Annotated in this window: 17 protein-coding genes; 9 read left to right on the top strand and 8 right to left on the bottom strand. The window is 42.3% G+C overall.

Translation table 11 applies throughout. The features are described 5' to 3' along the window. Positions 1-260: 260 nt before the first annotated feature. Complete coding sequence (locus J2W55_RS20890) at positions 261-1,154, bottom strand: AraC family transcriptional regulator (RefSeq protein WP_310100446.1); 894 nt, start codon at positions 1,152-1,154, stop codon at positions 261-263. A gap of 131 nt (positions 1,155-1,285) precedes the next feature. Here J2W55_RS20890 and ppsA point away from each other — a divergent pair, with 131 nt between their 5' ends. Together ppsA and J2W55_RS20900 are read left to right on the top strand one after the other, a co-directional pair. Further along, the gene (ppsA, locus tag J2W55_RS20895) at positions 1,286-3,730 is read left to right on the top strand and encodes a phosphoenolpyruvate synthase (protein ID WP_310100451.1); all 2,445 of its coding nucleotides are present in this window, start codon (positions 1,286-1,288) and stop codon (positions 3,728-3,730) included. 642 nt (positions 3,731-4,372) lie between these two features. Next, positions 4,373-4,696: a hypothetical protein gene (locus tag J2W55_RS20900; RefSeq protein ID WP_310100456.1), complete on the top strand. Its 324-nt coding sequence runs from the start codon at positions 4,373-4,375 to the stop codon at positions 4,694-4,696. Here J2W55_RS20900 and J2W55_RS20905 read toward each other — a convergent pair. Beyond that, complete coding sequence (locus tag J2W55_RS20905) at positions 4,693-5,586, bottom strand: SMP-30/gluconolactonase/LRE family protein (RefSeq protein WP_310100458.1); 894 nt, start codon at positions 5,584-5,586, stop codon at positions 4,693-4,695. The genes J2W55_RS20900 and J2W55_RS20905 overlap by 4 nt on opposite strands. A 361-nt stretch (positions 5,587-5,947) precedes the next feature. On the opposite strand from J2W55_RS20905, the gene lysS reads away from it, so the two are divergent. Both lysS and J2W55_RS20915 read left to right on the top strand, forming a co-directional pair. Further along, a complete protein-coding gene (gene lysS, locus J2W55_RS20910; protein ID WP_310100460.1) occupies positions 5,948-7,669 on the top strand; it encodes a lysine--tRNA ligase in 1,722 nt (573 codons plus the stop codon). A gap of 241 nt (positions 7,670-7,910) precedes the next feature. Continuing rightward, positions 7,911-8,123 carry a hypothetical protein gene (locus tag J2W55_RS20915; RefSeq protein ID WP_310100462.1) on the top strand — a complete coding sequence of 71 codons (213 nt, stop codon included), beginning with the start codon at positions 7,911-7,913 and terminating at the stop codon, positions 8,121-8,123. 52 nt (positions 8,124-8,175) lie between these two features. On the opposite strand, the gene J2W55_RS20920 is transcribed toward J2W55_RS20915, so the two are convergent. Beyond that, positions 8,176-8,727 (bottom strand): DUF2892 domain-containing protein, encoded by a 552-nt coding sequence (locus J2W55_RS20920; RefSeq protein WP_310100464.1) that lies wholly within the window; start codon positions 8,725-8,727, stop codon positions 8,176-8,178. A 70-nt stretch (positions 8,728-8,797) separates the two neighbouring features. Here J2W55_RS20920 and ung point away from each other — a divergent pair, with 70 nt between their 5' ends. After that, positions 8,798-9,475, top strand: a complete 678-nt coding sequence (gene ung, locus J2W55_RS20925; RefSeq protein ID WP_310100468.1) for a uracil-DNA glycosylase — start codon at positions 8,798-8,800, stop codon at positions 9,473-9,475. Between the two features lie 17 nt (positions 9,476-9,492). On the opposite strand, the gene J2W55_RS20930 is transcribed toward ung, so the two are convergent. Then, positions 9,493-9,963 carry an Lrp/AsnC family transcriptional regulator gene (locus J2W55_RS20930; RefSeq protein ID WP_090465496.1) on the bottom strand — a complete coding sequence of 157 codons (471 nt, stop codon included), beginning with the start codon at positions 9,961-9,963 and terminating at the stop codon, positions 9,493-9,495. Between the two features lie 140 nt (positions 9,964-10,103). On the opposite strand from J2W55_RS20930, the gene J2W55_RS20935 reads away from it, so the two are divergent. From J2W55_RS20935 to smpB, 3 genes are all read left to right on the top strand, one after another. Further along, on the top strand, positions 10,104-10,757 hold the full coding sequence (locus J2W55_RS20935; RefSeq protein ID WP_310100471.1) for a metal-dependent transcriptional regulator: 654 nt from the start codon (positions 10,104-10,106) through the stop codon (positions 10,755-10,757). After that, entirely contained in the window at positions 10,754-12,634 is a 1,881-nt protein-coding gene (locus J2W55_RS20940; protein ID WP_310100473.1) for an Nramp family divalent metal transporter, read from the top strand. The genes J2W55_RS20935 and J2W55_RS20940 overlap by 4 nt, the downstream gene beginning before the upstream one ends. Positions 12,635-12,955: 321 nt before the next feature. Next, positions 12,956-13,408 (top strand): SsrA-binding protein SmpB, encoded by a 453-nt coding sequence (smpB, locus tag J2W55_RS20945; RefSeq protein ID WP_310100476.1) that lies wholly within the window; start codon positions 12,956-12,958, stop codon positions 13,406-13,408. Between the two features lie 5 nt (positions 13,409-13,413). Here the strand turns inward: smpB and J2W55_RS20950 are convergent, their stop codons facing one another. The 4 genes from J2W55_RS20950 to J2W55_RS20965 form a co-directional block, all read right to left on the bottom strand. After that, entirely contained in the window at positions 13,414-14,073 is a 660-nt protein-coding gene (locus J2W55_RS20950) for a protein-L-isoaspartate(D-aspartate) O-methyltransferase (protein ID WP_310100479.1), read from the bottom strand. 178 nt (positions 14,074-14,251) lie between these two features. Continuing rightward, complete coding sequence (locus J2W55_RS20955; protein WP_310100482.1) at positions 14,252-14,686, bottom strand: GxxExxY protein; 435 nt, start codon at positions 14,684-14,686, stop codon at positions 14,252-14,254. Positions 14,687-14,798: 112 nt separating this feature from the next. After that, positions 14,799-17,288, bottom strand: a complete 2,490-nt coding sequence (gene priA, locus J2W55_RS20960) for a replication restart helicase PriA (RefSeq protein ID WP_310100485.1) — start codon at positions 17,286-17,288, stop codon at positions 14,799-14,801. A gap of 95 nt (positions 17,289-17,383) precedes the next feature. Continuing rightward, a complete protein-coding gene (locus J2W55_RS20965) occupies positions 17,384-17,770 on the bottom strand; it encodes a DUF423 domain-containing protein (protein WP_310100488.1) in 387 nt (128 codons plus the stop codon). Between the two features lie 85 nt (positions 17,771-17,855). Between J2W55_RS20965 and J2W55_RS20970 the strand changes: the two genes are divergently transcribed. After that, complete coding sequence (locus J2W55_RS20970; protein ID WP_310100490.1) at positions 17,856-19,454, top strand: type 1 periplasmic-binding domain-containing protein; 1,599 nt, start codon at positions 17,856-17,858, stop codon at positions 19,452-19,454. Positions 19,455-19,493: the final 39 nt, after the last annotated feature.

Genomic DNA, 19,493 nt, shown 5'->3' on the forward strand with positions numbered 1-19,493 from the left:
TGTTAAAACTATTGCAAAATAAAACATGTTTCGTATATTTGTCCCATAGTTATTTGTAAGGCGCTGAAAGGCAGCAGCTGATGGTTCGATTCCTCCCTTGCAACTCTTCTCATAATTTAGGTTTATAATTGGTTAGAATGCGCTCCTGCCCATCAGGAGCGCTTCTTGTTTTTATACATTTTCTGGGCCAAAAAGAAGACCAAAACAAGCCAAAAATTGTTTAATAGTTATTAAAAAACATCCATTTTAACACTTTTTACTTAAAAACTTTGCGCTATATCAAAATGCGCGCTTTTTCGATATTCCAACGGTGTTTTTCCGGTAATCTGTTTGAAATGCCGGTTGAAATTTGACAGGTTGCTAAACCCCGATTCGTAACAGACGATAACCACGCTGTAATCTTCCTCCTTTAATAATTTACAGGCTTGCTTTATTCTTATCTCCATTAAAAATTCAAAGTAACTCTTATTGGTTCGCAGTTTAAAAAAACGGCAAAAGGCGTTGGGTACCATATATACAATATCAGCTATTTCTTTAAGTTTTATAGTCCTTTTAAAGTTGTTCAGGGTATATAGATACACTTTGGTCAGGCGTTTTTCGTCCTCTATGGTTTGGGTTATGTTTTTGGGGGCATCTGAAAGGAAAGATTTTTCGGTACTGAGGGCCGCTTCCGTTAATAGCTCCAGTATCAATAGCAACTGTCTGTGCGCCGGCGCATTGGGGATGCTATACATGGTGTCTATTATTAGTTTCCTGGTGTCGCCATACATCATGATGCCCTTCGCGGCCTGCTCCGCCAGTTGGTTGAACAGCGCATTCTCAGGGAGCCGCAAAAAACTCCGTCCGGTTACCTCCGGATCAAAATGAAGGGTAAGGAGTTTCAGCGGTAAATTTACCTGCCCTTGTTTCATTAAGGGATTTTGATAGGTATGCTTTTCAAATTTAAACATATGCGGCACATTGCGCCCTACAATGATAAGCTGGCCCGATTGTACCTCATGTACTGTGTTGTTGATAAGCAGGGAACCCAAACCTTCTTTAATATAAAGAAACTCCATTTCGGGATGTTCATGGTAATTATTTAAGGCATGGTAGTAATGCCCCTCGCTGAGATGATAAGTGGAATCCGCCGTTATAAAATTATCAAGATTCATTATCTATATCATTTTAATAGCTATTTTACATTATTTTCAAATATATGTTAATATAGTATCATTTTTTATTAACTATTACAAAATCCTTGTCGCTGCGGTCCGATAGCTTTGAATCAACAAAACTTAGTCCCATGACAGATAAAAAATTTACAATGGATTTGATCGACGCCTCAATTAATGATATTGAGCTCGTGGGTGGCAAGAATGCATCACTCGGCGAAATGATGCAGCACCTTACCCCGGTTGGTATAAACATACCCGATGGTTTTATTATTACGGCTGCCGCCTATTACCACTTCATCAGCTTTAATGATCTTGATAGTACGATCACAAAAATTATTAATAATTCCAATGCCGACGATCTTCAGCAACTGGCACATTGCGGTTCAAAGATCAGGAGCTTAATCCAAAACGGGATCTTTCCTGATGACATGGCAGTTGAGATCTCTGAAAAGTACCAAAAACTGGGTACCATATATCAAACAAACAATGTAGATGTTGCTGTGCGTTCATCGGCTACCGCCGAAGACCTTCCCGACGCGTCATTTGCCGGGCAGCAGGACACGTATTTAAATATAAGCGGCGAGTCAGCTTTGCTTACTGCCATTAAAAACTGCTTCGCTTCGTTATTTACAGACAGGGCTATCAGTTACCGTAAGGCTTTTGGTTTTGATCATTTTCGTGTGGGCCTGTCTGTTTGCGTTCAAAAGATGGTAAGATCAGACCGGGGGACGGCCGGTGTCGCTTTCTCATTAGATACCGAAAGCGGTTTTAAGGATGCCGTGATCATTAACGGCGCTTATGGCCTTGGCGAATTGGTTGTACAGGGATCTGTCAACCCGGATGAATACATAGTTTTCAAGCCATTGCTGGCCCGGGGCTTTGCGGCCATAATTGAAAAAAAGCTGGGGAAAAAGCATCAGAGAATGGTATACGGAACTGCCGGCCAGGACCGGGTAATTGTTGAGGTTACCCCCCGGGCAGACCAGGAACGTTTTTGCCTTACCGACGCGCAAATACTGCAGTTAAGCAAATGGGTGATGATCATTGAAGATTATTACTCTGCATTAAAGGGGAGATGGTGCCCTATGGATGTGGAATGGGCGGTTGATGGCATATCAGACCAGTTGTTTATTGTGCAGGCCCGCCCCGAAACCATTCATTCCCGAAAAGCCGGTAACACCCTTACCGAATATAGGATCAGCGAAGCTGACCGCGAGGCCAGGATAGTTTTAAGAGGCATTGCCGTAGGCGACAAAATAGCAACGGGTAAAGTACATCTTTTAAACGGGCTAAAAAAGGAGGACATCCATCGGATAGATTTTAAACCGGGTGATGTTATGGTTACCAATATGACCGACCCTGATTGGGAACCTGTGATGAAGAAAGCAGCGGCAATTATAACAAACAAGGGCGGCAGAACATGCCACGCGGCCATTGTTGCCCGCGAACTGGGACTGCCGGCAATTGTAGGCTGCGAAAACGCCACTCTTTTATTAAAACACGGGCAGCAAATTACAGTTTCATGTGCCGAAGGGGAGTCGGGAATTATTTATGATGGCATTATCGCCTTTCAACAAATTGAGCATAGCCTGGAAACCCTTCCCGAAATACAAACACCGGTAATGATGAACCTTGCCTCGCCGGATATGGCGTTTCGTTATTCCAATTATCCGCACAAGGGGGTTGGACTGGCCAGGGAGGAGTTTATCATCAACAATTATATCAAAATACACCCCATGGCCTTAATAAAACATGAGGAACTGGGCTCGCCTGAATTAAGTGACCATATCAGGGAAGTTATCAAAGGGTACCCTGATGGCAAAACCTTTTTTATTGAAAAACTTTCATACGGCATCGCCAAGATAGCCGCGGCATTTTATCCGCAAAAAGTGATCGTACGGTTTTCAGATTTTAAAACAAACGAGTATTACAATATGCCTGGCGGTAAATATTTTGAGCCCGTTGAAGAAAATCCCATGATTGGCTGGAGGGGTGCTTCGCGTTATTATTCAGATGCTTACAAAGAAGCGTTTGGTTTGGAATGTGCCGCCGTTAACAAGGTACGGAATGAGCTGGGACTGGATAACGTAACCATGATGATACCTTTTTGCAGGACCATAAAAGAGCTGCTGCTGGTTTACAAAACAATGGAAGAACATGGCTTAAAACGAGGAGAAAACGGGCTTGAAGTTTACCTTATGGCCGAAGTGCCATCTAATATTATCCTGGCCGAGCAGTTTTGCCACCTTATTGACGGGTTCTCTATCGGCTCAAATGACCTTACTCAATTGGTTCTTGGGCTCGACCGCGATTCGTCGCTGATAGCAGACATTTATGATGAACGCAATGAGGCGGTAAAAGAGATGATCAGTTCGTTGATAAAAACCGCTAAAAGAATGAATGTAAAGGTAGGGGTTTGCGGCCAGGGCCCGTCAGACTATCCGGATTTTGCACAATTTTTGGTTGAAGAGGGAATTGATTCTATTTCGGTTACTCCCGATTCTTTTATGAAGACGGTACATGCTATCAAACTGATAGAGGATAGATCAAAGGCCTCTGTTTTACAGGATTAATCCGCGGGTTTGAAATGATAGTCAATTTGTATGGAGAGGCGGAAAATATGCTTTTTCCGTCTCTTCAAAAAAGCATGTCATTTCGAACGATAGAGAGAAATCTTATACGGCCTTACATGTTACGCTTGCACGGTGTAGAAGATTTCTCTTTCGCACCCTCTCTCATTCCTCTCTTTGCTCTATCGAAATGACATTTTAAAAAACTACTCTGTATAACAAGAATACTAACTTGTCCTGAGAGATCCTGAAACAAGTTCAGGATCACCTTTTCGTGCTGTCGAAGAAAGTGCTTCACTCCGTTACCCATGACGCACGGGGAATGTTGTCATCCTGAGCGATAGCGAAGGATCTTCTTCGCCTTGCTAAACGCCAGCTACTCATAGGTGGACGGGCCTGTCACCCTGAGCCTGTCGAAGGGCGCGTGCAGAGGCCTTTCCCCGCTATCCTTCGATAGGCTCAGGATGATCTTCTCACCCTATCGAAGAAGATGCTTCACTCCGTTCAGCATGACAAATAGTTATGATAGATGGTATGACAGATGGCTATGAGTGTTTCTTCACACCATAAAGATTTAAAAGGTGCTTTATCATCCAATAAAACAAAAACTTACTGCCGCTGTATTATTCAGAAAAATAACAGCTCATGAAAAATCCGGTTACACTTGCTTTGAAACATATGGATGGCAGTTCAAGAAATATTATTATTGAACCTATGCTACGGCCCGACCTGACTGATACGGGCACTTACAAAATTTACAAAGCCGCTATCGACAACGAATCGGCCCTGTTTACAGAAGAGCTGGAAATAAATGAAGGTAAACCGGCATTGAACGACGAGGCCAATCCGGATTACCTGGGCAGTATTGTTATAGCGCCAATACATGAGCAATGGAAATACACCGGCGATCTGCTTAATGCCGATGAACAGCAGCAAATAGCCAGCTTTATCCAACAACAAGAAGTTTAATCAACTCCTTTTACCTTCATTTTCATGGTATATATGGCCTTTGAAGCAGTGATGAACAATATATCCCTGTTTTTACCGCCAAAACAAATATTGGCCGACCACGGCTCGTCAATATCAATATGATCTATTTTTTCGCCTTTGGGGTTATAAATGGTAATACCTTTACCACTCAGGTAAACATTGCCCAGGTTATCGATGGTCATTCCGTCTGATCCCTGTGGGGCAAACAAAACACGGTTGGTTAAAGAACCATCTTTCTGGATGTCATATTTATAAATTTTATTATCGCCTATGTCGGCAACGTACAGGGTTTTTCCGTCGGGTGTACCTACAATACCGTTGGGCCGTACAAATTTATCATCAACAACTACGGCCTGGTGCTTGCCTTTTTGTAAATAATAAAGCTTTTGGCCGTCCATCTCGGTTTTTTTGCGTGTCCAGTAGTCGCGCTGGTAATAGGGATCGGTTATATAAATGCCTCCATCGGGCCTTATCCAAACGTCATTGGGGCCGTTAAATAAATGGCCCTCATAGTCTTTTAATAAAACGGTGACCTTGCCTTGCGGACTGATTGACCACAATTCGTTTTTAGCATCGGCGCAGGTTACCAGGTTACCTTTTTTATCAAAATACATCCCGTTGGAGCGGCCCGCGCTATCTAAAAAAACCGAAAGCTTACCATCGGTATCATATTTCCATATTTTATTATTAGGCTGGTCGGTAAAAAAAACATTGCCATGCTTGTCAACAGCCGGTCCCTCTGTAAATGAAAACTGTTTGGCAATAAGCTGGGGTTTGGTTCCCGCATCATACAAACCGGGAGCATCCTGGCAAAACGCCCTGCCCGATACAACTAATAAAAAAAGAAATATACCTGATAGTTTTCTCATAGTACTGGTATTAAGTTTTAAAAGGTATGCTAATGTAACGTGTTTTTAAATCAGATTAATTTTTGCGTGTAAAAAATTTGATACGGGCAGACTCACCCCGGCTACGCTGCGCTGGCCGACCCTCTCTTTGGCTTCGCCATAAAGAGGGTTGATGAGGTGTTTTTCTTTGCTTTTTATCCAATTATCTTTTATCTGATTTATAAATCCCCTCTTTGCGCCGAAGGCGGAGAGAGGGATGTCGAGCGAAGCGAGACAGGGTGAGTCAACTCTTCACATGCATTTCATCCTTATTAAAAAACTCATTCCGCCAAACTCATTAAAAACGCTATTTTTGCAAATTATTTAAAATACCGTTCATAACATGAGTATTGCACTATCCGAACAGGAAATATTACGCCGCGAATCTTTACAACAATTAAGGGCATTGGGCATTAACCCATACCCTGCCGAAGCTTTTGATGTTAACGCCTGGGCGCAGGACATTACTGATAATTTTAATAATAAGCCTGAAGCATACCAAAACGTAGTAATAGCAGGTCGCATCATGACCCGCCGTATCATGGGCAGCGCGTCATTTGCCGAGCTGCAGGATTCAACCGGACGTGTGCAGATCTATTTAAAGCGCGATGATATTTGCCCCGGCGAAGACAAGACCTTATATAACACGGTATTTAAAAAACTGCTGGATATTGGCGACTATATAGGCGTTAAAGGTTATGTATTTTTAACCCAAACCGGCGAAATATCAGTTCATGTGCGTGAACTGATCGTACTTTCCAAATCGCTCAAACCGTTGCCGGTAGTAAAACGCGAGGAAGACGGCACCATACATGATGGCTTTACTGATCCTGAGCTCCGCTATCGCCAGCGTTATGTGGATTTAACGGTAAACCCCGACTATAAACAAATTTTCATTAACCGCTCCAAGGTGATCAGCAGTATGCGTAGCTATTTTAACGCGCAGGGCTGGATGGAAGTTGAAACACCCATATTACAGCCCGTACACGGCGGCGCGGCCGCACGGCCCTTCGCTACGCACCATAATACGCTGGATATGCCCCTGTTTTTACGTATTGCCAATGAGCTGTACTTAAAACGCCTGATAGTGGCCGGCTTTGACGGGGTTTATGAGTTTGGCAAAATGTTCCGCAACGAAGGCATGGACCGCACCCACAACCCTGAGTTTACGGCCATGGAAATATATGTGGCCTATAAAGACTATATATGGATGATGAAGATGGTGGAAGAATGCCTGGAAACCGTTGCGAAAGCCGTACATGGCATCCCGGTAGTGCAGGTAGGCAATAATGAAATAAACTTTGCCGGTCCGTATGAAAAACTTTCCATGTATGATTCTATACTGAAATATACAGGGATTGATGTATCGGCCATGGATGAAGCGGCGCTTCGCGAAACTTGTAAAGAGCTTGCCATTGAAGTTAACCCAACCATGGGCAAAGGCAAACTGATTGACGAGATCTTCAGCGCCAAAGTGGAGGCCCACCTGATACAGCCAACCTATATTACCGACTACCCGATTGAAATGACCCCCCTGGCCAAAAAACACCGCACGAAGGATGGTCTTGTGGAGCGTTTTGAGCTGTTTGTAAACGGCAAGGAGATAGCTAATGCTTATTCGGAATTAAATGACCCTATTGACCAGCGCGAGCGTTTGGAAGAACAATTAATACTGGCCGGCAGGGGCGATGATGAGGCTATGGCCATGGACGATGATTTTTTACGCGCCCTGGAGTACGGTATGCCCCCAACATCAGGTCTGGGTATAGGGATTGACCGCCTGGTAATGCTGATGACCAACCAGAGCACCATACAGGAGGTATTATTCTTCCCGCAAATGCGCCCCGAGAAAAAAGCTAAAGTTGCTACCGCCGATGATTTTATCAACGCGGGCGTACCGGCCGAATGGGTGCCTGTATTAAACAAGATGGGTTTTAACACTGTTGAAGAATTAAAAGCTGGCAATCCTAACAAGGTATTTAATGATCTTGGAGGTATGCGTAAAAAGCTAAAACTGGATATTACCATGCCTGCCAAAGAAGTGGTGATGGCCTGGTTTGAATAATATTAAAAACATTTGATATTTGGCGGGATGCAGGTAATGCGTCCCGCTTTTTTTTGCGTCTTTGTTCGGCTCCCGAAGCTATACATTTATAGCCCCACCGGCAGCTATTATCAGGCATAGGCAGATACCCAACTCTATATCAGCAATTTAATAACAATTTATTAATAAAAGCTTAAAATAAACAGTACTTTGTGTTTAATTATGATGATTATACTTGCAATAAACAACTATTAGAAAAGTTATGACCAACTCAATTCTGGAGATCACCGAGAACGAATATCTGATCAAGTTGAACAGAAGTAACTTCAACTTATCATTCATCAGGAGTTTACTGAAACTGGTTGAAGTGGCCAACCCGGCTGATGAAGGCGATGTTTATACTGACCGTATCATTCAGCCTTATCAAAACCACTCAGCAGAGCCAGATTATTTCAGTGCTATTGAGGAAAAATAAAAGAGACGATGTTTTCGTCTCTTTTATTTTTTTTCCTACCTGCTTTGTTTTCTTAAAACTGGCGATATCCGCCCCTTACCACCTGCTGCTTATCCATCTGCGTTAATTGCGCCTTCATCATCTTTATCTGCTCGGTAAGTAGTTTATTCTTATCGTCCTTTGCCGCTTCTGACAAATACATCTGCGCTTCGCGTTTGTTACGTTTTGCCATAGATATACCGGCCAGGCTCAATTTGGCCAACGCAACGTTATGCGACATTTTCATGCCCAGGGAAAGCGCCTTTTTAAAATATTTCTCTGACTTCATCGGCGCCTTACGCGACTCGATAAGCCCGATAAGTAAGTTATAATAGCCATGCTGGTTTTTATGCAGCTGCTTTTCGTAGTCGGTGATCTTCATCAGCCACTCTTCAGCTTTATCTGTTTTTTCTTTACGCAGGTAAAACTGCGATATGATCATGTTCTCGTTAAAAAAGAAGCTAAGCAATGTTATACCGCCCAAAAGCAAAACCAAAATACCCCAGCCCCAAAATCCAAAAGCACAAAGAGCAACGGCCGCACCGAAAAATACACAGGCTATAATTAGCCGTACAATGTTTGACATAATTTGTGATACTATATTAAGCACAAATATCTGTTAATTTGTACGCTTAATCAACATTATAACAATATTTATGGCGATAGAATTAGATCCATCATGGCTTAAAGTTTTAAAAGACGAATTTGACAAGGAGTACATGACCAAACTAAAGAAGTTTTTACAGGAAGAAAAGACAGCAGGGCAGGTAGTTTACCCCAAAAACAGCGATATTTTTAACGCCTTTAACACTACGCCGTTTGACGATGTTAAAGTGGTTATATTAGGGCAAGACCCTTACCACGGTGCACACCAGGCACACGGGCTTTCATTTTCGGTACAAAAAGGCATCGCTATCCCGCGTTCGCTCATTAATATTTATAAAGAATTACAAACAGATATCCCCGGGTTTAAGATCCCCAGCCATGGCAATCTTGAAGAATGGGCAAAACAGGGTGTTCTGCTGCTCAATGCAACTTTAACGGTGAGGGCCGGCAATGCTGGCTCTCATCAAAAAAAGGGATGGGAAGAGTTTACCGATAGCGTGATCAAAACCATATCCGATAAAAAGGAAGGCATTGTTTTTATACTTTGGGGAGCCTTCGCGCAATCAAAGGCTGTATTGATAGACGAAAAAAAACATTTTATTTTGAAATCGCCACATCCCTCGCCTTTCTCGGCCGAACGTGGTTTTTTCGGCAGCAAACCGTTCTCAAAAACGAACACTATACTTGAAAAGGAAGGCAAAAAGCCTATTGACTGGCAGATACATTAGGCTTCCCCTTCAGGAGCCTAATATTCCAGCGGAACTATAGGCTCCTTTTTACTGGTTGACATGATCATCATGGTTTGGAAAGTTTTAACTACCGTGATGCGGCTTATTTTTTCCATGATTAGCTGCTCATATGATTTGATGTCGCGTACATAAACTTTCAGTAAAAAATCGCATTGGCCTGTTACGTGATGGCATTCGGTAACTTCCTTAATGTGTTTTATTTCATCCAAAAAAGTTTGTATGGTGTTCTTCTGGTGAAAGTCAAGCGATATCTGTATAAAAGTTTTTATACCCAGACCCAGTTTCTCTTCGTCAACAAGGGCGTGATAGCTTTTTATGTATTCCGCGTTCTCCAGTTTTCTTACGCGCTCCAGCGTAGGTGCGGGCGAAAGTCCTATTTCGTTTGAAAGCTGGAGGTTAGTTATCCTTCCGTTTTCCTGTAATATCTTAAGTATTTGAAGATCTATTTTATCTAATTCGGCAGCCATTAGGTTATAATAATGTATGCAAATATACAGTTTTCCACACTTCACAAAATTATATTTTTCTGAAAAGTAATTCAACAAAAATATATTTCCCGCGGTTGTAATTTTTAGATTAGTCTAAATTTTTTATTAGATTTGTATAAATGAATACGTTAGCCGAGGAAAACTATTTAAAATCAATCTATCATCTGTCGATGGGTGTAGCAAATGTCAGCACCAATCAAATTGCCGCATCGTTAAATACCAAAGCTTCGTCGGTGACTGATATGCTAAAAAAGCTTGCCGATAAGGCGTTGATCAATTATACCCGTTACCAGGGCGTAAGCCTTACCCCATCCGGCGAAAAAATTGCTGTCAATATTATCCGTAAACATCGTTTATGGGAGTATTTTTTGGTAGAAAAGTTAAACTTTAAATGGGACCAGGTGCATGACATGGCCGAAGAAATGGAACACATCTCCTCGGCAGAGCTAATTAACCGGTTGGATAAATTCATGGATTATCCGCAGCACGATCCGCACGGTGAACCCATACCTGATTGTAACGGGCTTTTTAACACGCCCAAACTTAAACCCATTTCGGCACTTGCCATTAATGAAAGTGGTGTAATATCAGGAGTTCGCGACCATACAACCTCGTTTTTACAATACCTCGAAAAACAAGGCCTGACTATCGGCATAAAATTTACCGTAACGGAAATCATAGCGTTTGATCATTCTGTGGTTTTACAAATGGAAAACAAAAAAGAAATACACATTAGCCGCGAAGTGGCAAATAACTTACTGATACCCCTATGAGCAACAACCATAACCAATCATTAGGCAATGTACATAGTTCGGTTATTACCGAAAACAAAATGGGCTGGCGCAAAATAATGGCCTTCCTGGGGCCCGCCTACCTGGTAAGCGTTGGCTATATGGACCCCGGCAACTGGGCTACCGATATTGCAGGCGGCAGCGCTTTTGGATATAAGCTGATATGGGTATTGTTTGCCTCAAACCTGATAGCTTTGCTCCTGCAATCATTAAGCGCACGCCTGGGTATTGTGCGCGGGCTCGATCTGGCACAGGCATCAAAAAACGCGTACCCGCGTTTTGTAAACTTCTGGCTGTATATATTGGCGCAAATAGCCATCATAGCTTGTGATCTGGCCGAGATCATCGGGATGGCTATAGGCCTTAAGCTATTGTTTAACCTGCCGTTAATATGGGGCGTTTCACTTACCATAACTGATACCGTGCTGATGCTTTACCTCATGAACAAGGGTATGCGCAAGCTGGAGGCTTTTATTATAGCCATGATATTTATTGTAGGGTTATCCTTTTTAATTGAGATGTTTATTGTACAGCCCAATGTAATAGAGATTGCCAAAGGATTTGCCCCGGATAATTTAACCGGCGAAGCCTTGTATATTGCCATTGGTATTATCGGGGCTACGGTAATGCCGCATAATCTTTACCTGCATTCGTCATTGGTACAAACCAGGCAGATCACCCGTACAGACGAAGGCATCAGATCGGCCATCAAGTTTAATTTATTTGATACGGTTATTGCCCTTAACCTTGCTTTTTTGGTAAATGCCGCTATACTGATCCTGGCTGCTACCGCCTTTTTTAAGAACGGTTATTTTCAGGTTGCCGAAATACAAGACGCTTATAAATTACTGGAACATATTTTTGGTAGGATAGCGCCCGCTCTTTTTGCCATCGCGCTGATCGCATCGGGCCAAAGCTCAACCATAACTGGCACCCTGGCCGGCCAAATCATTATGGAAGGGCATATTAACCTGCGTATTGAGCCCTGGCTGCGCCGTTTGCTTACCCGTGTGCTGGCAATTGTTCCTGCCGTTTTTACAATTATTTATTTTGGCGAAAACGCCTTAGGCAGCCTGATCATCCTTAGCCAGGTGGTGTTAAGCCTGCAGCTGGGTTTCGCCGTTATCCCGCTCATTCATTTTACTTCTGATAAAAAGCGCATGGGTAATTTTTCCATTGGCTTTCCGGTTAAAGTACTGGCCTGGGGCAGCGCTATGGTCATTGTGGCTTTAAATGCAAAACTGGTATTTGAGCAAATACTTGACTGGATAAAAGAATACCCCGCATCGGCTTTTTGGATATACACTATTGTGGTGCCTGTGGTAATTGGCATCGCCTTATTGCTTTTATACGTATTTTTGAGGCCGATGTTGTACAAACATAAAGACCGGCCTGCCTATGTACCCCACGGTATTGCAAGCGCTATTACAGAGCTTGATGCCATTATCTATAAACATATCGCGGTAACTATTGATTTCTCCAAAAATGATAACGACTGCCTTCGCCACGCCATTATGCAGGGTGGCAAACGCGCCAATTATACCCTGATACACGTGGTAGAAACTGCCGGCGCACGATATTATGGTAAGCAGGTTATGGATAACGAAACACAGAGCGATGTTGACAATTTGAACAAATACGTTACCGCCCTTGAAAAACTGGGCTACAAGGCACAGGCTCAAATTGGCTATGGCAGCCCGGCCAGATCAATAGCTAAAATTGTGAACGAAGAAAATATTGACTTTTTGGTTATGGGATCGCACGGGCATAAAGCGCTTAAGGACCTCATCTTCGGTACTACAGTGAATACTGTAAGGCACAGGGTTAATATCCCTGTACTGGTAGTAAAACCACAATAATAAATCGTTTGCAATACTCAGTTTTAAAATCCAAGGACTTTAAAGTGGAATGACACAAAAAAAGGGCTGTCATCCTGAGCCTGTCGAAGGATAGCGGGGAAAGGCCTCTACGTACGCCCTTCGACAAGCTCAGGGTGACAGGCCCGTCCACTTATGGTAGCCCGCGTTTGGGTGAAGAAGATCCTTCGCTATCGCTCAGGATGACAACACTCCACAGGCGTCAGGCATGTCACCTCTACTTCAGAGCCCACTGTTTTTAAAACTATCGTGACAACAGGAGGTTAAAATTTTACTAAGTTTGCGTTTAAAGGAACAGAAGAAATGTCTCAGGATAATATATATATAAAAAACAAAAAGGCTTATTTTGAATATCACATACTTGATAAATATGTGGCCGGTATTAAATTGCTGGGCACCGAGATCAAGTCTATACGTGAGGGGAAGGCCAACATCAATGATGCATTCTGCACTTTTATCAATAACCAGCTTTATGTGCGCAACCTGCATATATCAGAATATTCCTATGGTTCATTTTATAACCATGAGGCCAAGCGCGACCGCGTGCTCTTGCTTAATAAAAAGGAACTAAAGAAACTGCTTACAAGAGGTGAAGAAAAAGGCCTCACTATTGTACCACTCGCACTGTTTATCAGCGAACGCGGCTTTGCCAAATTAGAGATAGGCCTTGCGCAGGGTAAAAAGACTTTTGATAAACGTGAAACCCTGAAAGAGCGCGACACCAAAGTTGAAATGGACCGGGCTTTGAAAAGGTAAGCCCCTTACCAGGCTTTATCCCCTACCAGCGGTACAAACCTGAAGGTATCCAGCACTATCTTTTCATAATCATGTTCGCCAACTTTTAACACGGTTACCATTTTCTGGGTTTCTTCATCACCAACGGGGATCACCAGTATACCACCTATCTTTAACTGTTTTAACAAAACATCGGGCACGGTAGGCGCACCTGCGGTTACAATGATTTTATCGTAGGGGGCATAGTCGGCTTTACCAACAGAACCGTCGCCGCAAAAAAAGTGGGGCTTATAACCCATTTTTTCGGGCAGGATAAACCGGGTACGTTCATAAAGCTTTTCCTGCCGCTCAATGGTATAAACGGTAGCACCCAGCTCCATCAGGATACAGGTTTGATAGCCCGACCCGGTGCCGATCTCCAATACCTTATCACCTTTACGGATGTGCAGCAACTGGGTTTGATAGGCAACCGTGTACGGTTGCGATATGGTTTGCCCCTCGCCTATCGGGAACGCGATATCCCTGTAGGCCTGGTTCCAGAAGGTTTCGTCAAAAAAATAATGGCGCGGCACTTTCCCTATAGCCCTTAAAACTTCTTTATCTTCAATGCCTTTTTTTATCAGGATATCAACCAGTCGTTTCCGGGCGCCTTTTTCGCGGTAATTATCAATATAGTGGTAAGCCATTATAAGGCAAAGTTAGCACGATTTTCAGGATTTAGGCCGGCAAACAACGTATAGAAAGGTAATTCATTATGTGTTAGCAGGAAAAAAAATTAACACGATTTAACGATTAGTGAGGATTTACAAGATTTATTGATTTGGGTTAAGCCTATGATTAAAGGATTAAGAAGGATTTGCAAGATTATTCATTTAAGTTATGTTTATCGATGGGGTGATTCTGGGGACTGACCAATTTTTTGTTATACATGCGTTTAAATTCTAAACTAAGTCCTCCAAAATTTATTAATAAACCATCCGCTAAATTATATGCTTCTAAATAGTTTATAGTTTGGGTTTTGTGAAGGTCGACAATTGTTTCAACTGCTTTTAACTCTAACATTACACATCCTTCCACAAAGAAATCTACCCTTCTATTACCCACTAATTGATCCCGATAAAATATCGACATTTCTTTCTCCCTCTCAAAAGATAGCTCCGATATCTTCATTTCAATAGATAATGCCCTTTGATAAATAACTTCCTGAAATCCACACCCAAAAGTTTTATGTACTTGCATAGCGCAACCAATAATTTTGTGAGTTATTTTATTAATATCATCTTTTGATTTGAGTAACATGATCAGATAAGGAGGTTAAGTAGATTAAACACGATAAATTTAGCCATAAAAGTTCCCAATATTGATTATATCTATAAAATCCTTAAAATCCTGGCTAATCTTTAAATCGTGTCTAATAAGGATCAACATCCGGCTGGATAATGCTTCCTTTGCTCAGCTTGGTAGTTTGAAACTGTACAATCACATCGCGTAATACAGCTTTGGCTTTCACAATAGAGATACCGTCTTTCTCAAATTTCAGCATTATGGATTTGATATAGTAGTTACGGATCCTGCTTATGAGCGGTGCTTCGGGCCCAATTACCCTTTCGCCAAAGTGTTTACGCAATTCGGTAGCCAGGTATATTGCCTGGTTGTACAGTATTTCGGGGTCTTTATGCTTAATATCGAGGTTAATAATACGATAGAACGGCGGATATTTAAAGCTTTTACGCTCCTCCATCTCGGTAAGATAAAGATCGTTGTAATCATTGGCTATCACCTGTTTAATAACCCGGTGATTAGGATCATAGGTTTGTATAACCACCGTACCCTGTTTACCCCTTCGGCCTGCCCTGCCGCTTACCTGTGCCAGCATCTGGAAACTGCGTTCATTAGCACGATAATCAGGAAACTTAAGCATACTGTCGGCGTTAATGATACCGATGAGTGTAACATCAGCAAAATCAAGCCCCTTGGCTACCATTTGCGTACCTACCAATATATCTATCTTTTTTTCTTCCAGGTTGTTCAATATGGTTTGCAGCGAGTTGCGTGCACGGGTGGTATCCAGATCCATGCGGGCAATGCGGGCATCGGGCAGCAGCAGACTTAACTCGTCCTCTATCTTTTCGGTACCAAAGCCTTTATACTCCAAATGAGTTGATCCGCAGGCCGGGCAAATTGATGGCGAATCTTCTTTATAGCCACAATAATGGCAATGCAATTTGCCGCTGCTTTTATGATAGGTTAAACTTACGTCGCAATTGATGCATTTGGGTGTGTAAGCACAAATTTTACACATGAGCACCGGGGCATAACCACGCCTGTTTTGAAACAGGATCACTTGCTCCTTATTGGCCAGGGCCTGTGCTATCCCCTCCATCAGCACACTGGTAAAGTGCGATTGTATGGTTTTTTGTTTAGTTTCATGACTGATGCTTACTACCTGCACATCAGGCAGCTGCACACCTCCGTAACGCTCGGTCAATTCGGCAAAGCCATATTTGTTTGTGCGTGCATTAAAATAACTCTCAAATGATGGCGTAGCCGAACCCAGTAACACTTTGCCCCCGTGCATATTAGCCAGAAAAATGGCCGCGTCACGCGCGTTATAACGTGGTGCCGGGTCAAACTGTTTGTAGGAGGTTTCATGCTCTTCGTCAACAACAATAAGGCCCAGATCATTAAATGGCAAAAAAACAGACGACCGCGCACCCAGTATCACCTTATAATCGTTGTTCAGTACCTTTTGCCAAACCTCTACCCGCTCGTTATCATTAAAGCGGGAATGATAAACACCAATGTCGTCGCCAAAGTACATGCGCAGCCGCTCAATAATATGGGTGGTAAGGGCAATTTCAGGCAGCAGGTAAAGCACCTGCCTGTCTTTGCGCATCATTTCTTCAATAAGCCTTATATATATCTGGGTTTTGCCCGATGAAGTTACACCATGCAGCAGTGTAACATCTTTATCCCTGAACTGGTCGCTGATATTTTGCAATACATCAGTTTGCTGTTCGCTTAGTTCAAAATTATTGCCGTATTCATATTCTTCTTCAAAATGAAGGCGGCTTACGTTTTTCTCCTCTGCCAAAAGAATATCTTTTTCTATCAGCGATCTGATACTTGATTCGCCTGCACCGCTTTCCTCTATCAGCTCATTTTTGGTGATCGTTTTTTGATGACGGGCCAGCTTGATATAAGCCAGCAAGGCATCGGCTTGTTTTGGAGCACGTTTTTCAAGTATCGGAAAAAGCTCTTTTAAATTTTCGGGATTGTTGTAAACCGGGTTCAGCGTAACAAAAGTACGTTTGCGGGGCTTATAGCGTTCGCTAACTTCTTCAGATATATGAATAATGTTTTTCTCGAACATCAGCTTTAGTATGGGCATTACCGTTTTTTGGCCCAGCAGCTTGGCAATGTCGCTTACGGTAAGCTCGGGCTGAATATCGAGCGCCTCCACAATTAAAAATTCCTTATCATGCAAAGCCGAGCGGTCAATATCATAATCCTTATTGAGCACAATACGGGTTTCGCTGGCCAGTTTCAGGGCGGCGGGCAGGGCGGCGTTCATCACCTCGCCAATATTACACATGTAATAATCGGCCAGCCATTGCCAAAAATACAGCTGATGCGGAGTTACTACAGGCTGATTGTCCAGGATCTCAATAATGTATTTAGCCTCATATTTTTCAGGCGCCTGGGTACTTATCTCCTTAACAATGGCAGTATAAAGCTTGCTTTTACCAAACTGTACCACTACCCTTTTGCCTATAGCAATAGCTTCATTTTGATCATAAGGTACACGGTAAGTATAATTTTTTGAAATGGCGAGTGGTAATATCACTTCTGCAAAAAGTGTTTTACGGTCGGTATGTTCAATTTCAGCAAACTCTAACATGCAGTATTTTTATCGATAAACCTCTAAAATGGTTTTCTTATTTTTTGTCCCGTTATTCAAAAGTCTTTTATTCCGGGAGTCCCCTATCGCCTCATCTATCTGTTACGAAAAGCGGCAATTGCCAGCGTAAGCCAGCCCATAATGAACAATAAGCCACCCAACGGCGTAATGGGCCCCAGGGCTATCAACCAGTTCCATCCCAATATACTACGGCATGACAACAGGTACAACGAGCCCGAAAAAAACAATATGCCTACTGTAAAGAAATAATAGGACGCGGTTATTAATCTGCTTTTAAACCGTGCCATGGTTGACAGGAACAGCAATGCAAACACATGATAAAAATTATATTGTACCGCCGTATGCCACACCTCAAGCTGATCTGCGGGCAAAACCGCTTTTAAACCGTGGGCACCAAAGGCCCCTGTTATAACAGCCAGCATACCGAGTACCGACGCCGTAACGATTATTTGTTTGTTCATACAGATATAAAAGGCTAAGTTAACCAATTGAAAGTATTACTTTAATGCCGCAGGGTAAAATTCTATCTTTGTAAAGCAAACCGCAATGAAACGACTGATAGTTATTACCTTAATTTTACTTGCTGCTACGGTAACCATTACCGTTGTTTACTTTAAAAATTTAAGCTCGCCCGGGGTGCGTACCAGTCAGGTTATGGGCACCATTCCAGACAATGCTGTAGCCGTTTTTGAGTTTAATAATGAAAAAGGGTTTTACGATATTTTTAAAGGCAGTCAATTATTAAGCAACGTTACAGGCCGCGAAAAACTTGCCGACCTTGACACCCTTCGTAAGCTGTTGCTTGCATCGCCCTCGCTGGATCAGTTTTTTAACGGACAAAACATTTTCATATCGATACATCCATCAAACAGTAATGATATTAACCTGCTGATAACTACAACGGCAACGGCTGATTTCAAAAATGACGCTTTTACACAGTTTAGCAAACAATTAAACCAGGGCCTGACTATAAATACCATACGGAACACCATTGGCATTGAATATGATGTTCTGATCAAGGCCATCAATAAACACTTTTACATTATTGAAAAAGAGGATAATATTTTTGCGGGCAGCTTTTCAAAAGAACTGATAGACCAAAGCATACTGTACCGGGAAAATAAGAACAGGAATGCTTTTATTCCGTTGCCTGAGCAGCAAAACTCCAATTCGCTGGCCAACTTATATATTAATTACGAACAGTTGTCGCCCCTGTTTGACCAGATATTTAAAAACCAGAATACAGACATTTTTAAGAGTTTTAAACTACTGCCCGGCCTGGCAGCTTTAAGTTTAAACTACAAAAACGATGCTTTAATGTTTAACGGGTTTACTGTTATACAGCACAACCACCCGGCCAGTTACTTAAACCTTTTTGCCAGCCAGCAACCCGTTGCCAACCACTTAAAGGATATTTTTCCGGCTACCACGGCTTATAGTTTAAACTTCGCGGTTTCTGACCCGCACCAATTTTCGGCCGATCTGGCGCAGTGGCATATAAAGGCCGGCCTGAGCAATGAAAAAGACCAGCTTTTAAGCAAAATAAAGGCAGAGACCGGCCTTTTTATAAAACCGGAATTTGAGCATTTGTTGGGTAATGAATTTGCTGTAGTAACCACCCGCTACCAAGAAAAATTTGCCATTATTTCTGTTAAAGATGGTTCAAAGCTATTACCGGTAATGATGAACATCAGCACCATGACCAATGATAATATTGGCCAGTTTAATTATAGCAAGCTACCGTTTTACCTACTGGGCGATGCGTTCAGCATTTTCAGGAAGCCTTATTTTATGATACTTGATAATTACCTAATACTGGCCACCACACCATCAGAGCTTATAAGCTATACTGACACCTATATCAACCGGAAATTCATAAGCAAAATTGAGCAATACAATCAATTTGATGATCTGCTGGCCGAAAGAAGCAATGTGGCTTTTTTTATCAACTTTAAAAACTCGCAGCCAATACTTAAAAGAGATCTGAGAGATCATTTTTACGATACTTTTGAAAACTCCGCCCAGGGATGGAAAAGCTTTTATGGCGCAGCGTATCAGTTTACCGCTTCGGACAAGAATTTTTATACCAATTTTTGCATGCGTCTTAATAATATTGACACCGCGGCCATAACAAAATCAAATTAAATGGGTTTATTACATAACCATACATTCTCAATTTCGTTA

Source organism: Mucilaginibacter pocheonensis, assembly GCF_031456535.1.
Classification (GTDB): Bacteria; Bacteroidota; Bacteroidia; order Sphingobacteriales; family Sphingobacteriaceae; genus Mucilaginibacter; species Mucilaginibacter pocheonensis.

Bases quoted from the DNA above. Each gene is read 5' to 3' on its own strand.
- priA (WP_310100485.1), bottom strand. From the start codon at position 17,288: ATGTTAGAGTTTGCTGAAATTGAACATACCGACCGTAAAACACTTTTT.
- smpB (WP_310100476.1), top strand. From the start codon at position 12,956: ATGTCTCAGGATAATATATATATAAAAAACAAAAAGGCTTATTTTGAA.
- ung (WP_310100468.1), top strand. From the start codon at position 8,798: ATGGCGATAGAATTAGATCCATCATGGCTTAAAGTTTTAAAAGACGAA.
- J2W55_RS20965 (WP_310100488.1), bottom strand. From the start codon at position 17,770: ATGAACAAACAAATAATCGTTACGGCGTCGGTACTCGGTATGCTGGCT.
- lysS (WP_310100460.1), top strand. From the start codon at position 5,948: ATGAGTATTGCACTATCCGAACAGGAAATATTACGCCGCGAATCTTTA.
- J2W55_RS20955 (WP_310100482.1), bottom strand. From the start codon at position 14,686: ATGTTACTCAAATCAAAAGATGATATTAATAAAATAACTCACAAAATT.
- J2W55_RS20905 (WP_310100458.1), bottom strand. From the start codon at position 5,586: ATGAGAAAACTATCAGGTATATTTCTTTTTTTATTAGTTGTATCGGGC.
- J2W55_RS20890 (WP_310100446.1), bottom strand. From the start codon at position 1,154: ATGAATCTTGATAATTTTATAACGGCGGATTCCACTTATCATCTCAGC.
- J2W55_RS20900 (WP_310100456.1), top strand. From the start codon at position 4,373: ATGAAAAATCCGGTTACACTTGCTTTGAAACATATGGATGGCAGTTCA.
- J2W55_RS20930 (WP_090465496.1), bottom strand. From the start codon at position 9,963: ATGGCTGCCGAATTAGATAAAATAGATCTTCAAATACTTAAGATATTA.
- J2W55_RS20940 (WP_310100473.1), top strand. From the start codon at position 10,754: ATGAGCAACAACCATAACCAATCATTAGGCAATGTACATAGTTCGGTT.
- ppsA (WP_310100451.1), top strand. From the start codon at position 1,286: ATGACAGATAAAAAATTTACAATGGATTTGATCGACGCCTCAATTAAT.
- J2W55_RS20970 (WP_310100490.1), top strand. From the start codon at position 17,856: ATGAAACGACTGATAGTTATTACCTTAATTTTACTTGCTGCTACGGTA.
- J2W55_RS20935 (WP_310100471.1), top strand. From the start codon at position 10,104: ATGAATACGTTAGCCGAGGAAAACTATTTAAAATCAATCTATCATCTG.
- J2W55_RS20920 (WP_310100464.1), bottom strand. From the start codon at position 8,727: ATGTCAAACATTGTACGGCTAATTATAGCCTGTGTATTTTTCGGTGCG.
- J2W55_RS20915 (WP_310100462.1), top strand. From the start codon at position 7,911: ATGACCAACTCAATTCTGGAGATCACCGAGAACGAATATCTGATCAAG.
- J2W55_RS20950 (WP_310100479.1), bottom strand. From the start codon at position 14,073: ATGGCTTACCACTATATTGATAATTACCGCGAAAAAGGCGCCCGGAAA.